The organism is Vibrio cincinnatiensis DSM 19608 (genome assembly GCF_900167345.1).
Classification (GTDB): Bacteria; Pseudomonadota; Gammaproteobacteria; order Enterobacterales; family Vibrionaceae; genus Vibrio; species Vibrio cincinnatiensis.
Genome location: NZ_FUXB01000009.1, coordinates 94,253 through 109,370, shown reverse-complemented (window position 1 = coordinate 109,370; position 15,118 = coordinate 94,253). Strand labels below are relative to the sequence as shown.

14 protein-coding genes are annotated in these 15,118 nt (G+C 42.5%); 7 read left to right on the top strand and 7 right to left on the bottom strand.

Annotation, left to right across the window (positions count from 1 at the left end; genetic code table 11):
• Positions 1-156: 156 nt before the first annotated feature.
• Positions 157-1,209: a 3-deoxy-7-phosphoheptulonate synthase AroG gene (gene aroG, locus B5D54_RS09960; protein ID WP_078926394.1), complete on the bottom strand. Its 1,053-nt coding sequence runs from the start codon at positions 1,207-1,209 to the stop codon at positions 157-159.
• A gap of 320 nt (positions 1,210-1,529) precedes the next feature.
• Between aroG and B5D54_RS09955 the strand changes: the two genes are divergently transcribed.
• On the top strand, positions 1,530-3,236 hold the full coding sequence (locus B5D54_RS09955) for a phospho-sugar mutase (protein WP_078926393.1): 1,707 nt from the start codon (positions 1,530-1,532) through the stop codon (positions 3,234-3,236).
• A 20-nt stretch (positions 3,237-3,256) separates the two neighbouring features.
• Here B5D54_RS09955 and B5D54_RS09950 read toward each other — a convergent pair whose 3' ends face one another.
• Positions 3,257-3,922: a LysE family translocator gene (locus B5D54_RS09950; RefSeq protein ID WP_078926392.1), complete on the bottom strand. Its 666-nt coding sequence runs from the start codon at positions 3,920-3,922 to the stop codon at positions 3,257-3,259.
• A gap of 188 nt (positions 3,923-4,110) precedes the next feature.
• Between B5D54_RS09950 and B5D54_RS09945 the strand changes: the two genes are divergently transcribed.
• The 3 genes from B5D54_RS09945 (at position 4,111) to B5D54_RS09935 (ending at position 6,084) form a co-directional block, all read left to right on the top strand.
• Positions 4,111-4,941 carry an AraC family transcriptional regulator gene (locus B5D54_RS09945; RefSeq protein ID WP_078926391.1) on the top strand — a complete coding sequence of 277 codons (831 nt, stop codon included), beginning with the start codon at positions 4,111-4,113 and terminating at the stop codon, positions 4,939-4,941.
• 106 nt (positions 4,942-5,047) lie between these two features.
• Positions 5,048-5,770, top strand: a complete 723-nt coding sequence (locus B5D54_RS09940) for an AzlC family ABC transporter permease (RefSeq protein ID WP_078926390.1) — start codon at positions 5,048-5,050, stop codon at positions 5,768-5,770.
• Positions 5,767-6,084: an AzlD domain-containing protein gene (locus tag B5D54_RS09935; RefSeq protein ID WP_078926389.1), complete on the top strand. Its 318-nt coding sequence runs from the start codon at positions 5,767-5,769 to the stop codon at positions 6,082-6,084. The genes B5D54_RS09940 and B5D54_RS09935 overlap by 4 nt, the downstream gene beginning before the upstream one ends.
• Before the next feature lie 63 nt (positions 6,085-6,147).
• Here the strand turns inward: B5D54_RS09935 and B5D54_RS09930 are convergent, their stop codons facing one another.
• Positions 6,148-6,762, bottom strand: coding sequence for a fumarylacetoacetate hydrolase family protein (locus B5D54_RS09930; RefSeq protein WP_078926388.1), 615 nt, complete (start codon positions 6,760-6,762; stop codon positions 6,148-6,150).
• Between the two features lie 271 nt (positions 6,763-7,033).
• On the opposite strand from B5D54_RS09930, the gene B5D54_RS09925 reads away from it, so the two are divergent.
• A complete protein-coding gene (locus tag B5D54_RS09925; RefSeq protein ID WP_078926387.1) occupies positions 7,034-7,966 on the top strand; it encodes a porin in 933 nt (310 codons plus the stop codon).
• 457 nt (positions 7,967-8,423) lie between these two features.
• Here B5D54_RS09925 and B5D54_RS17440 read toward each other — a convergent pair whose 3' ends face one another.
• Positions 8,424-8,558 (bottom strand): hypothetical protein, encoded by a 135-nt coding sequence (locus tag B5D54_RS17440; protein WP_267490088.1) that lies wholly within the window; start codon positions 8,556-8,558, stop codon positions 8,424-8,426.
• A gap of 96 nt (positions 8,559-8,654) precedes the next feature.
• Complete coding sequence (locus B5D54_RS09920) at positions 8,655-9,020, bottom strand: hypothetical protein (protein ID WP_078926386.1); 366 nt, start codon at positions 9,018-9,020, stop codon at positions 8,655-8,657.
• Between the two features lie 264 nt (positions 9,021-9,284).
• Here B5D54_RS09920 and B5D54_RS09915 point away from each other — a divergent pair, with 264 nt between their 5' ends.
• Entirely contained in the window at positions 9,285-11,114 is a 1,830-nt protein-coding gene (locus B5D54_RS09915) for a GGDEF domain-containing phosphodiesterase (RefSeq protein WP_078926385.1), read from the top strand.
• A 32-nt stretch (positions 11,115-11,146) separates the two neighbouring features.
• Here B5D54_RS09915 and shyA read toward each other — a convergent pair whose 3' ends face one another.
• Both shyA and B5D54_RS09905 read right to left on the bottom strand, forming a co-directional pair.
• Positions 11,147-12,463: a peptidoglycan DD-endopeptidase ShyA gene (gene shyA / locus B5D54_RS09910; RefSeq protein ID WP_167514864.1), complete on the bottom strand. Its 1,317-nt coding sequence runs from the start codon at positions 12,461-12,463 to the stop codon at positions 11,147-11,149.
• A 109-nt stretch (positions 12,464-12,572) separates the two neighbouring features.
• Positions 12,573-12,872, bottom strand: coding sequence for an isoamylase early set domain-containing protein (locus tag B5D54_RS09905; RefSeq protein ID WP_078926384.1), 300 nt, complete (start codon positions 12,870-12,872; stop codon positions 12,573-12,575).
• A gap of 330 nt (positions 12,873-13,202) precedes the next feature.
• Here B5D54_RS09905 and B5D54_RS09900 point away from each other — a divergent pair, with 330 nt between their 5' ends.
• Positions 13,203-14,855 carry a SulP family inorganic anion transporter gene (locus tag B5D54_RS09900; RefSeq protein WP_078926383.1) on the top strand — a complete coding sequence of 551 codons (1,653 nt, stop codon included), beginning with the start codon at positions 13,203-13,205 and terminating at the stop codon, positions 14,853-14,855.
• The last annotated feature ends 263 nt before the right edge of the window (positions 14,856-15,118 follow it).

Here is a 15,118-nt window from a genome sequence, read left to right as displayed (position 1 = left end):
TCCATCATGAATAAGGCTGGAGTTCTCACTGGGTTTATCTATTGTCATTCAACCGCTCAAAATGAGTAGAGAAAATTCAGAGTGATATAGATATAACACTGGCGCTTACAGTAAGCGCCAGTGTTTTTATGTTTTTAGCGGAGTAAAAATCACCATTTAACCCGCTCGGCGTATTTCTACCGCTTTAGCCAGCTCACGCAACACAGTCTCAGTATCATTCCAACCAATACAAGCATCCGTGATCGATTGTCCATAAACGGGCGCTTGACCATCCACCAAATCTTGACGACCTTCTACGAGGTGCGATTCAATCATCACCCCAAAAATAGCATGCTCACCTGAACGAATTTGCTGGCAAATATCTTCAGCCACCACCATCTGACGTTGATACTGCTTCGAGCTATTAGCATGGCTGAAATCAATCATAACTTTTTGTTTTAAGCCTGACGCTTCCAACTCTTGTTTGATGACGGCAACATGTTCGGCACTGTAATTTGGCTCTTTACCGCCACGTAAAATAATATGGCAATCTGGGTTACCTGCGGTTTCGACAATCGCTGAATGGCCAAATTTAGTCACCGATAGAAAATGGTGTGAAGCACTCGCAGAACGAATGGCATCCGAAGCAATTTTAATGTTGCCATCTGTGCCATTTTTAAAACCAACAGGACAAGAAAGGCCAGAAGAAAGCTCTCGGTGAACCTGCGATTCCGTCGTACGTGCACCTATCGCTCCCCAACTGATTAAGTCAGCAACATATTGTGGTGTGATCATATCTAAAAATTCACTGGCGGTGGGAACCCCCATATCCGTCAGATCTAATAATAATTTACGCCCAATCCGCAAACCGTCATTGATTTTATAAGAATCATCCAGATAAGGGTCGTTAATTAAACCTTTCCAGCCCACTGTTGTACGCGGTTTTTCAAAATAAACACGCATCACTACTTCTAACTGCCCACTGAGTTCCTCACGCAATACTTTTAAACGTCGACCATACTCGATCGCCGCATCGGGATCATGAATAGAACATGGCCCAACCACCACTAATAGGCGATCATCTTTATCATGTAAAATATTGTGTATGGCTTCACGTGCTTGAAACGTTGTTGAAGAAGCGACGCTACTAGCAGGAAATTTCTCTAGAACCGCAACAGGGGGTAACAGTTCTTTAATTCGTTTAATATTGACATCATCGGTTTGGTACATCGCTTACTTCTTCCTATTACTTGTACTGACGACTGCCGGTTTATCCTACCGCAGCCTGATTATCACCTTTTGTGTAACTTAAAGACTTCACGAGACAAGCGCAAGCACTATTTTTCATGAAATGCAACATTTCACCGTCATTTGAAAATTACACAAGTCGTATTATTTTTTTTACACTCAGTTTGTTAGGAAAAACCACTGCCTTAAAATGACTGAGTTATACTCAGCAGTAGGAAGTTTAGCGATTGCGTACTCATTATTGAGAATAGCTATCAATTACACTTAAATCTCAGAATAATCGTCTATTAAAGGTGACAACCATGATGAAGAAAGTCACATCCTGGCTAGAAAAAGATCCCGATCCGAAAACTCGTCAAGAACTACAAACACTGATTGATCAGCAACAATGGAATGAGATTGAAGAACGATTTAAATCACGATTAGAATTTGGTACTGCTGGGCTGCGAGGAAAAGTTGGCTGTGGACCCAATCGAATGAACCGATTGGTAATTCAAGAAACTGCCGCAGGGTTAGGTGCCTATTTAATTAAGCAGGTTGAAAATGCCCAGCAACGAGGGGTCGTGATTGGCTATGATGGACGCCCCGATTCTCAGCAATTTGCTCAAGATACCGCCTCAGTACTCACTGCTTTAGGTATCAAAGTGTATCTCACCCATCAAGTTGCTCCAACGCCAGTGGTGGCTTTTGGTGTCAACCATTTTAAAGCCGCTGCTGCCGTTGTCGTGACAGCTAGCCATAATCCCCCAGAATACAATGGTTTTAAAGTTTATTGGGAAAATGGCGCACAAATCATTCCACCTCATGACGCTGGTATTGCAACAGAAATCGACCTCGCGGCAATGCAAGAAATTCCAAAACGAGACTTGCAGGCAGCAGAGCAACAAGGCTTACTGGTTTGGCTGAAAGAAAACTATTACCAGACTTACCGCCAAACGATTAATGCCAACCCACTTCTTCAGAATCACACTCACCCAGAAAGCATCACACTGGCCTATACGGCGATGCATGGTGTTGGCGCTGAAATGGCGGAAACGTTACTAGCGGATGCGGGTTTTACTCAGGTGTACAGCGTGCAAGAACAGCGGGAACCCGATGGTACTTTTCCTACCGTTCATTTCCCAAATCCAGAAGAAGCGGGCGCGATGGATCGAGTCATTGCATTAGCCAGTTCGGTCAATGCTCAACTGGCTTGTGCCAATGATCCTGACGCTGATCGGTTTGCGGTCGCTATCCGTAAATTGAACGGGGAATACCAAATGTTAACGGGCGATCAGGTCGGGGCGTTACTGGGCCACTACTTGCTCAATCAGACTCATCATAAGCAGCCTCTGGTTGGAAATACCATCGTATCGTCTAGCCTATTAAATAAAATAGCCCACGCTCATGGTGCGCAATATTATCAAACCTTGACCGGGTTCAAATGGTTAACCAATATTGCCATGCAGCAACAAAGTGAGCAGCATCCTTTCTTATTTGCCTACGAAGAAGCCTTAGGTTACACCGTTGGCAATACCGTCTGGGATAAAGATGGCTTATCTGCCATGGTTGCCTTTGCGCAACTTGCCGCTGAGTTATATAGCCAAGGAAAAACAATTTGGGATCAGCTTGAATCTCTTTACCGTCAGCATGGTTTATATGTCACCGCTCAGCGTAGTATTGCTCTGGATCCGGATACGCCCCCCATTGGCGATCAACTACGTGCAGCCCCACCTCAATCGATTGCAGGTCAAGCGATATTAAGCTGGGACGATCTCAAACACGCGCTTCGTCACCATCAAGATGGCTCAAGTGAAACACTGACGTTACCCAGCAGTGATGTACTCATTTACCACTTGGCCAACGGCGCTCGGGTGATTGTACGGCCTTCAGGCACTGAACCGAAACTCAAGTGCTACTATGAAGTGATTGGCAATTTTAGCCATGATGAAAGCTTCAGTGATGCTCAGCAACGAGCTGAAGAACACATGTCACTCTTAATTAGTGAACATCAACATAGCCTAATCTAGAGAGACAAGCATAGCCTCGGTTATGAGGCTATGCTTCTTGATGAGATCAAGAAAGAGGCGAACATTCCGCCAAGCATCCAGAGTGCCAACACCAGAAAAATCCCCCCCATTAATTTATGCTGATAACACCGAAACTTATCACTTTCTAATAACCGATTTCCGCATAACCCCACTAAAGCAACCAACAAAAAATTAAACAATAATCCACAAATATTGAGTAGGATACCCAAAGCGAGCATTTGCTCACCTGAGCTGGCGGCTATCTTATGAGAAACAAACTGAGGTAAAAACATAACGAAGAAAACCAATGCCTTAGGATTAAGTAAATTACTCAGTAAGGCTCGTTGATAAAACGTTTTTGCCAATCTTGATTCAACCGCCACCGTCGCCGCTGAATGCTCCGTCGCCCGCAGACAATCGATGCCCATTTTCAATAAATATGCCCCACCCAATAACTGTAGAATCGTCAATGCCATCGGATTCATAGCAACCATGGTGGAGACGCCCAGTGCTGCCAGTAACGTTAAAATCACACCAGAGGTAGCATTCCCTAAGCTAGCAAAGACTCCGACTCTACGTCCATAACTCAAACTAGAGCTAGCAATCAATAACATATCTGGGCCGGGTAATAACAATAACGCAACGACGGCCATGAGATATACAGGAAGAATCGACAAATCAATCATTACTATCTTTCATATAATTAATAAAACCAGAAATTTTATATCAATAAATAACAAAAATATAATTATATAAGTAAGATATTGACAAATAATCCAGTCAATTACTTCAATAAAAAATCATGCGCAATTTTGTACAAAAAAAATCCTACCGTTTGCAGTAGACTAAAAGGCCAGACATGGAAGAGCCAACGATGGAAAAACGACACTCAACAAAGGAAAGCGCTAAATTTCAGATTGCCGATGAGCTTGGTGGAATTGAGCTACTCGATGCTCAGTATGAGACCCAAAACTTTTCTCGCCATAGCCATGAAGGCTATACCGTTGGAGTGATTGAACGAGGTGCGCAATGCTTTTTTCGCACAGGTAGTAACCATGTTGCGCCACAAAATAGCATCATCTTAGTCAATGCAGATGAAGTACATACCGGACATTCGGCAGTAGAAGGGGGATGGGCATATAAAGCCATGTACCCACTCCCTGAACAATTTAAGTCGATTGCACAAGCGTTGGGAACAAACAGATATGGAGCCCCCTATTTTCCAGAGGCGGTGGTATATGATCCCGAACTTGCCAACCAATTTCGACTCGTCTTTGAAACACTAGAGAAATCCAATAACCGACTGCTCCGGGAAACGTTGGTGTATGCCAGCCTTGTTAAATTGATGAGCCGTCACGGTAAAACGCCACCGAAACCGACCGAAACCTCAAAAACACAACAGCAACTCATACGGGTGAAAGCATTTTTAGACGACTTCCCTCAGGCGGATGTCTCACTTACAGAACTGGCGAATCTGGCGGAGATAAGCCCTTTTCATTTAGTCCGAGCATTTCAAAAACAATTTGGTTTTCCACCACATGCTTATCAAATTCAAGCTCGCTTGCGTTATGCTAAAACGTTACTAAAGGCTGGTCATTCCATCTCTGATACCGCCCAAGAGTGTGGCTTCCATGATCAAAGCCATTTACATCGTCACTTTAAAAAAGCCATGGGTATTACCCCTCGGCAATACATGAACTCTTAAGCAACTTTGTACAAGTATTTCTTGTTCAATGGTGGTTAGATAAGGTTTTCACACTGTATTTTGCCAAGGCAACAAGATACAGTCAGCCTATTGATCAGGATGATTTATGAGTAGCCACATTTTGTCACAACACACTGAAATAGAGTCTCAGTCACGCTTATTCTGGCAAGGCTGTCTTGCCATGTTACCACTCAGTATCGCCGTTTTACCTTGGGGATTATTAGCAGGTTCCTTTGCGATTGATGCCGGTTTAACCTTATTAGAAGGTCAGGCTCTTTCGGCGATTCTCTTTGCCGGCTCCGCACAGTTGGTTGCTATCGGAATGATGAAAACGGGCGCGGGATTAATGACCCTGCTGATGACCACCTTTTTTATTACTTCTCGCCATTTCCTCTACAGCGTCTCCATGCGTAAGAAAATGAGCCCGCTGCCTCTTCGTTGGCGTTTAACGCTTGGCTTTCTTCTCACCGATGAATTATTTGCTATTTGTGGGCAACAAAGTGATCAGCAATTTCATCGCTGGTATGCATTAGGGGCAGGGCTGAGTTTTTATTTATGCTGGAACCTAGCCACTTTGGTAGGCATTATTGCAGGGCAATACCTCCCCGCTTTAAATGAATTGGGCTTAGAATTTGCGGTGGCGGCAACCTTCATCGCTATTGTCATTCCCACGGTGAAAAATAGAGCCGTTTTAGTTTCCATACTCGTCGCATTGATACTTTCCGTCGGATTAACCGTCTTTCATGTGGAAGGAAGTTTGATGATAGCCAGTATTGGCGCTATGTTAGCGGGATTTTTCACCGAACAAATTACCGAGGGCAAAGCATGATCCTTATCTCTATTTTTGCCATGGCAGCCTTGGTTTTCTTAAGTCGGTATCTATTTCTAGAGCCACGCCTCCCTCTTAAACTCAGCCCAGCATTGCACCGATTACTGAGCTACTCAGGCCCTGCGGTCTTAACCTCCATTTGGGCCCCTATTGTCTTTACGGATCAGGGGACACTTTGGGTCAGCCATCACAACCCTTATTTGTGGGCGGCACTACTGGCCGTAATATTGGCGTGGAAAACCAGCAATGTGCTACTCACGACTCTCATTAGCATGGCTATGTTTTTATTACTCAACTTAGTGCTGTTGTCTTGAAGAGAAACATTGCTTCGTCAACCACTCCAATCTAAGAGTGGATACTTCAACTCACTCGGCTGGCTACTCTGCCAGCCATTCAACCTCTATCAAGACTTGATCAGCACATTTTAAGCGCCCTAAAAATCGATCCCCTTGATGCACCTCGCCAACGCCTTGTGGTGTTCCCGTCATCACAATGTCGTTATCACACACAGTTGTATATGTTTTTAACTCGGCCAGAATCTCTTCTGGTTTATAAATCATGTGTGCCACACCACCGCATTGTACTCTGACACTATTAATGAATAGTTCCAGCTGTAAATCAGAGATGCTCACTCCTTGCAATGGAATAAACCGACTCAATACCGCTGCCCCATCAAAGGCTTTGGCTCGCTCCCACGGTAACTGTTTCTGTTTCAATTGTGATTGTAAGGTCCGTTTCGTTAGGTCTAATCCCAAACCTACCGCAGTATAAAGACCATTTTCCACCAAAAAGCAGATTTCGGTTTCGTAATGTAAGGCTTCTTGATGGAAAGCCCGTAAGGTGGAAGTGATACTACTGTTTGGCTTATTAAACACGACCATCTGTTCTGGGAATGGATTATTCAGCTCTTTGATATGGTCAGCATAATTGCGCCCGACACACAGCACCTTTGACGGATAGACTAACTGCTCTGCATAACGTACGGCGTTCATTTCTCGTCCTTGAATGATGAGTAAAAACAAAGTGTAACCGATCTTTTTTAATCACCAACCCTAACCATAAAAATCTGGATAAAAATAAGATCATTCGCTCAATATTAGTCAATGTTCTGCTCTTCCTACTCTAACACATTCATTTTTATTCAATAAAAACAAAACCTAATCGTCACAATTAAGCAATCAAACCGTCATTTAAAAACCTTAACTTACTCTCAACCAAAGCATAGAGCATGAAGCTCAATTCACTATCAATAAGGTAATAACAATGAAACAAGCAGTAGTAGCAACCGCAATCTTCGCAGCACTCGTTTCTGGCTCAGCGATGGCAGCAACTGTGTATAAAGCAGAGGGTACAGAACTTAAAGTGGGTGGTCGTGCAGAAGCGCGATTCAACATTTCAGATAATAACGAATCTGATAGCTCAACCAAATTTAAGGACAAGTCACGAGCTCGCTTCAACTTAGTGGGTAAAACCACCATTGCTGATGATCTGTATGGTTTTGGTAAGTACGAAGCAGAATTAGATGGTGACGACAACCTGACTAACCGCTATTTCTTTGCAGGGCTTGGCACGTCTATCGGTGCATTTTCATACGGTAAACAAGACTCAGCACAAGTCATGCTCACAGATTTTACCGATATCATGGCAACCTTTGGTGCTGACGCTGCCGATATTGTGAATGGTAACAAAGATAAACGAGCCAATAACTTCCTTTATAGTGCTAAATTTGATGCACTATCAATCCAAGCAAACTATCTTGCTGGAGAGAAAAAAGAGGCCAATGGCGATGATGACAGCAGTTTTGGTCTCGCCATTAAGTATGACTTTGACATGTTCTCATTAGGGGCGGGTTACGTTGGACAAGATAATGATGACAAGCAGTTTAACTTAGCTGCCTCCATCACGCCGATGGATTCACTCACTTTAGCCGCATTATTTGTTAAAGGGGAAAAGAGCTCCGAAGACATTATTGGCTATGAAGTTGCCGCTAAGTTTAAAGCCAATAAACAGCTTGATTTAGTGGGTGTGTATAACTTCCAAGAAAATGATGATACCAATACCGATCTAGCGAAAAACTTTGCTATCGAAGCTGTCTATAAATTTAACGGCAATATTCGAACGTATGCTGGTTACAAATTTGAGCAGTTGAAAAATAAAGATGATCAACTCCAAGCGGGCATCCGTTACGATTTCTAGTTTCTCGTATACTCCATAAATACTGTCCTTTTGGCCAAGCACCTTTGCTTGGCCTTTTTTCTTTACACGGCTGGTTTGCACTAAATCGTTGCATCTGCACAAAAGACAGGCATCTCACCCTCATTTTTCGTCAAAATATTTAGATAACCAAATGATAAATAAATATTTTTAATTATGGCACACCCTATGCTTATGTTAGAGAACAAATGCAGGCAGCGTTTGTGCTTCTCTTTAGTGGCTAGGCAGAAGTCACCTTCTTTCCTTTACCTCCCTCTCTGGGAGGTTTTTTTTACCAAGGTGAATACACCTTAACCCTTGATAGCCAATATATCAGAAGCCAAAATGCGTTGAGCTAACTCCTCAGTACCACCATCCTAAAAGCGTACGTTACCCAATCCATATAAAGCAAAAGCCCCGAGTCAATACTCAGGGCTTTTCATATTCCGGTTGAGCAAACTTACTTGCTCATTTTCTTCCACATGCTTTTGATGAAAGATTTTTTCTTTGGCTTTGCTTTGCCATAAAGGGCTTCGTGCATCATTTGTTTAGCGATGATTTGGCCCATATAAGCTGTACCTAAATCGTTACCCATGACACTCTCCTACATTAATATGTAAATTAATTACCAAACGAGGTAACTATATCACATAAACAGGCCAAAACAAGACAAAGATCACACAAAAATAAGTTATTTTATTACAGATTGATTGCGTTTTGGTTGCTGATACGTTTTCCCTGCCGCTTGATACGTTTCCTTCGTCTTAACGGAAAACTGCGAATCAAAAAACCAAGCAACAAACTTAATAATATCTTCGCCTTCATTCATCACATGCTCAAAGAATTCTTGCTCTTCCCCTTGCTCATTACTTTCATGTGTCACGTGGTAGATGCGCTTTTCGTCATCAACCTCTGCCAAAGCAAACTGCCCAGTTAACGCTTGCGCGGCTTCTGCAATATCGGGGTTTTCATTCGTTTTTAATACGTCTAAAGCTTGTGGCAAGTTTGGTTGTTGACAAAGTATGTTGACCAAAGCCTCAAATTGATTTTGCTGCATAATTCTCCCCCAATGTGATTTGAGGGAGAATTATATACTTAACCGCAATAAGGTACAGGATTCAAATGCTCAACAGCATATCCCACATTTGATTAGCGAGCTCATTGGCCATAGAAGAACAGGAAATACATCCAAAGTGGTAGTACCGCAAAGTGGAAAAACCATACATCGTCAGCCATAGTTTCTTTAGGCATATAGCAATGAATGCTGTCGAGTCACGATAAAAACTAGGTTATTTTCCTTTAATCATGATAAGAGCAGACTATGACGACCATCAACGCCTTGGCTAGAGAGGCTGTCAGTTTAGACACAATAAATGGATTACTGCTGCTTGAAGGTAAGTCTTTATATGAGCGTTCAGTATCAGTTTTACATACTCATTTTCAGACATCCAGCACCCAATTACTGGAAATAGATAAATTAAACTACAAAGCCATTTCTCTTGCTTATGCTGGATCCACTCACGAAATGGGGGCTTCCTACGCGATACAGGGGAGCCTCTTTGAACCGATCATTCGCTCTAAGTTAGAGTTTTCGCTGGTCACTGAACATGCTCCTCATCTTTCGCTGAGTCAGCCTCCAGTGTTAAATCAAACCGTGAAAGCATACATGGGACTCCCCATAAAAACAGAAACCGGTGAAGTGCTTGGCTTACTGTTTTCAACGTTTACTCAGCCCATAGAGCATGATGATCCGGTGATTGAATATCACCGGATCATTGCTCGCCTTTTGAGCCACAGTTTGCGTAACAAATGGCTCAATGACCGTTCTGAAAGCTTAATCCAGCAACTCAGTTATGAAATTTCTCATGATAACCTTACCCATCTTCTGAACCGAGGATGCTTATCCGATAAACTTGATTATTTAATAGAAAATAACCATCAGTCTTTTACTCTCGCCTACCTTGATATTGACCATTTTAAATCGATCAACGATCTCTTTGGTCATTATGTTGGTGACCAAGTAATTAAGTATGTGGCGAATACCATTTTTCAGTGCGTATATAATGAAAATTTAATTTTCCGAATTGCGGGAGATGAATTTGCTTTTATTACCTTTTCTAATGATCCATTAAAAATTTGTCGTATGATTTTAGAAAGATTAGAGCAAGGATACCGAGACGCCAACCATCATATCAAAGTAGGACTCAGTATTGGGCTTGCCAAAAAAAGCCCTTCCGTTAAAAGTTCGGATCAGCTCATTCTGCATGCCAGTTTAGCTCTCAAAGAGTGTAAAACCCTGCATAATCAACCTATTCGCTGCTATGATACACACCTAAGCCATGACTATCATCGACGTACGCAAATTATTAATGCCTTACGTATCGAGCTAGATAAACCTCTCGAAAGCGCTCATGAACTTTATGTTAATGTACAACCCATAGTACAGCGTGATAACCCTTCATGGCGCTATTTTGAAGTCTTAGCGCGTTGGAAAAACCAGCAATTAGGAGCCATTTCGCCAACCGAGTTTATTGAAGCGGCAGAGCAATCGGGGTTAATTGTCGATCTCGGAGAAAGGATCATCGAACTGGCCTGCCAAGCAAAACAAACATTGGAACTCGCCCTGAATAAAAAAGTGTCCCTTGCCATTAACTGTTCCGCTCATGAAATCACCCATTCCTCTCGTTATTTACGCCATTTAATGGAGAAAATTGGGCACTACCATTTTCAACCGAATGAATTCACTCTCGAATTAACAGAAACCGTCCTTCTGTCTAAAACAACAGAAGTCACTCAAGTACTCAATCAACTGCGTGAATTAGGATTTAAACTCGCTTTAGATGACTTTGGGACGGGCTATTCAAGCCTAAATTATATTCACAGCTACCCTATTGATTGCATAAAAATTGATGCCACATTCATTCGTAATATGCTATGCAATGAAACATCTGAACGAGTGGTATGGTTGATCATCCAACTCGCTAAGCAATTAAATGTCGACTTAATTGCCGAAGGTGTTGAGAACAAGCAAGCGTTGGATAAGTTATATGCAATGGGGTGTGAGCAAATTCAAGGCTACTATTTCTCAAAGCCATGTATGCCATCTCAAATATTAGAACAATGGAAAAACTGGCAAGCAGGGCATCCTTAATCAATCACGAATATCATGCTTGCCAATTTTAACTAAATGTCTGAGTCCGTTTTTGCTGCATTCGCCGCTAACAAACTATCTTGTTGAGCAAGTAATCGATCTAATTCATTACGACGCGCTGTAAATTGAGCCATCTCTTGCTTCGGAACCGAATTCGCCATCGGAATATTAGCGGTCATCGGGTTAACAGGCCGACCACGAACAATCAGTTCATAATGGATATGTGGACCAGTCACTCTTCCTGTTGCTCCAGAGAGCCCAATACGCTGTCCACGTGTCACTTTTTGCCCTTTACGCACCAATATTTTATCCAGATGTAAATAACGTGTCATATAGGTGCTGCCGTGCTGAATCGCAACATAGTTTCCAGCGTAAGGATGGTTTCGCGTCATGACGACCACCCCATCACCGGTTGAGACAACGGGTGTCCCCGTCGGGGTAGCAAAATCCGTCCCATTGTGAGGAGTGACTCGCCCTGTTACGGGATGGCGACGATTTGGATCAAATCCTGAAGAAATACGCCAATTACTGGTCGTTGGGTAGCGCTGGAAAGCTCGCTGTAAACTTTCCCCATTCTTATCGTAATACTGACCATCTTTATATAGGTAAGCCGTTATTTCACTGCCTCTGTTATAGATTTTAACGGCTTGAATTTCTTTATTACCCGTTAGTTGATCCCCAACAAATTGACGAGATAACACCACTTCAAAGCGATCTCCGGCGCGAAGATCACGTCCAAAGTTAATTTTATCTTTGAGTAAACTGACGATTTGATCAATATCAGCACTTCCCAATCCTAACTGATTGGCAGATTGAGAAAAGCTCCCTTGAACTTCACCAATCAGAGCCCGCTCTTGCCAATGCCCTGGGATATTGACTTCTTCAAATTCGTAGCTGCCATCATCTAACCGAGAGTAAACCGCCCCTTCTACTAAACTGAATTTCAACTCCATTTTAGCTAAGGTTTGTCCATCTGCCGATCGCCAAAATCGTAGTGTATTACCCGGCTTTAAGGTATCCAGTGCTAAATAGTTTAAGTCTGTCTCCATGATTTTCATCAACTCTTGATAACGAAAACCCAGTTGATTAAAAATAGAGCTTAAATTATCGCCCGGTTTTATCTCATATTCATAATCAGGATAAGAAACCTTCTTGCTTTCCGCTGCATCCGACAAAATCGATTCAACGATCTGAGATTCACTAATGGTTAAATCGATTTTTCTTGGATGAGATTGATGACTGAGAGACGAAGACATCACGGCGATGGCCAGTAAAGGCAAACCTATAATGGAAGCTTTCCGGCCTTTAGAAAGCTCCGAAAATCGATAAAAAAGAGACGTTGGTGACACAATTAACCCGTAGAAACTGTTAAAAGAGACAAAAGGGTAAAACTTTCTCGCCTAAAAGTCACCTTCTGAGCAAAAAACAACCCATTTTTTGACAAACTTATCAGAATGCTTACTGAGCAGTGCAAAGTACACAGTTGTCTTCACCAAATTCATTAGCAACATAAGCATCGGCTTGGGTATCATTCATCCATTCTTGTTCATCCAGTAAATAACGGTATTGAAACTGACTCTCTTTAGGTAAACGAGTTTTAAACTTATAGATATTTGATTTAGCGACTTTTTTCATTGGCTGAGGTTGCCAATCTAAGAAATCTGCGACCAGAGCAACGCTCACTGTATTTTGCGGAACTTCCACTTCAAACGTCACTTCCACTTCATTCTTTGTTTTAAAAAAACGTTTAGTAATCATAACCAATTCCCTTTCTGTCGTTATTTTATGCAATTTAAAGATTATAAGCATTCTTACGCACATGCTCAACATGGAATATCCTGTTTATTCTTTCCGCTCTTATTCGGCAAATAACCACCTTCCCTTTTATTCACCGGCTCTATTGATATCCCAAATCGGCTATTAATGAACCATTATGGTCAGATGAAATAAAATTGATATGATCTATCTCAGGTAGCAGGTCAATAATTCAGCGCCCTTCCCTCTATTTGAGCCTCCCTTTACAGAGATAAAAATGAGCGTAGAATCCCCTGCGTCTTCTATTCCCTATGTTTTTTAAGGTGATCATGCATGTTTGCCATTTATGAGTCTTATAAAGTCGGTTTACTCAGACCTAACCAATGGGTAAAAAATATTACCGCTGGGGTAATTGTTGGCGTTGTGGCTTTACCTTTAGCCATGGCTTTTGCTATCGCTTCCGGTGTTAAGCCAGAGCAAGGGATTTATACGGCGATCATCGCGGGGATCATCGTTTCACTGTTTGGTGGTTCTCGAGTACAAATTGCAGGGCCAACCGGTGCCTTTATCGTCATCTTAGCGGGTATTGTCGCAGAATATGGTATTGCGGGGTTGCAAATCGCTACCATGATGGCGGGCGTGATTTTACTGATTCTAGGTATCGCTAAACTCGGCAGTATTATTCGTTATATTCCTAGCCCCGTCATTGTTGGCTTTACCAGCGGCATTGGCGTCATTATTTGGGTTGGACAGTGGCAAGAATTTTTTGGTTTACCAAATATTACTGGCGAACACTTCCATCAAAAGTTGATCGCCATTTTTCACGCTTTTCCTCATCTAAATCTTACCACGACGCTATTAGGGCTGTTCTCACTTGCTCTTGTCGTCTTGGGCCCCAAAATACCCAAACTTTCCAAAATACCCGGCCCGTTATTGGCTTTATTAGTTGTCACCAGCCTACAGTATGTCATTGGTTTTGATGGTGTACGCACCATTGGTTCAGCATTTGGTGGTATCCCCCAAGGGTTGCCAGAATTAGCCATCCCTCAAGTTAGCTTTGCGCAAATGCTACACCTGATCGGCCCCGCATTTGCCATTGCCATGCTGGGGGCGATTGAATCATTGCTCTCAGCAGTGGTCGCGGATGGAATGGCAGGAACGAAGCACAATTCCAACCAAGAGCTTGTCGGACAAGGTATCGCTAATATTGTTGCGCCACTCTTTGGGGGGATAGCAGCAACAGGAGCGATTGCACGAACAGCCACCAACATTCGTAATGGAGGCAATAGCCCCATTTCGGGGGTCGTTCATGCGTTAACGTTAGTGGTTATCCTACTGGCATTAGCTCCCCTTGCCGTCAATATTCCATTGGCAACCTTGAGCGCAATCTTATTCGTCGTAGCTTGGAACATGAGTGAAGCCCCTCATTTTATTAAGTTAATCAAACGAGCCCCCAAAGCCGATGTGGCCATCTTACTGATCACGTTTGGGTTAACTGTATTTGCCGATCTGGTGGTGGCCGTCAATATTGGGGTTATTATTGCCACCTTACATTTTGTGAAACGAATGGCGGCCAGTGTTGAAGTAAAAGCCAGTACTCCACGCGAACTAAATTATGAACTCCAGCATCACGGCATTACGGAGCTACCACGAGAAATTGCTGTTTATGCACTAGAAGGCCCCTTTTTCTTTGCCGCCGCAGAAAACTTTGAACAAGTGATGAGCAGTATTCAAGAAACGCCCGAAATATTAATTATTCGCTTGAAATGGGTGCCATTTATGGATATTACGGCCCTCCAAACCTTAGAAGACATGATTCACCACTTCCATAATAAACAGGTCAAAGTGCTGATTTCCGGGGCTAATTCTAGAGTGACTCTAAAATTACGCCGGGCAGGTATTGTCCAGTTAGTCGGTGAAGAACAGTTCTTTGCTGAATTTGATGAGGCATTAAGCTCAAGCTTGGCCATGATTCAAAAACACTAATCCAACATTTCCATATCTATACTCTGTTGCCCTTAGCTATTCAGGTTAAGGGCTTTTTTATTCATCATAATCACGAGTTCAAATTAATGAATAAACCTACCCTTAGCATCACAAAAACATAAGAAAAGACTTAAACAAAACCATAACCAATGAAACAATAACAAAACAAATCACCAATCACTTTCAATATAACAGTGTAAATGAGTGAATATTTAACCCATTTTGATGAATAGTATTGCAAAGATAGACAAAGGCAGATATTC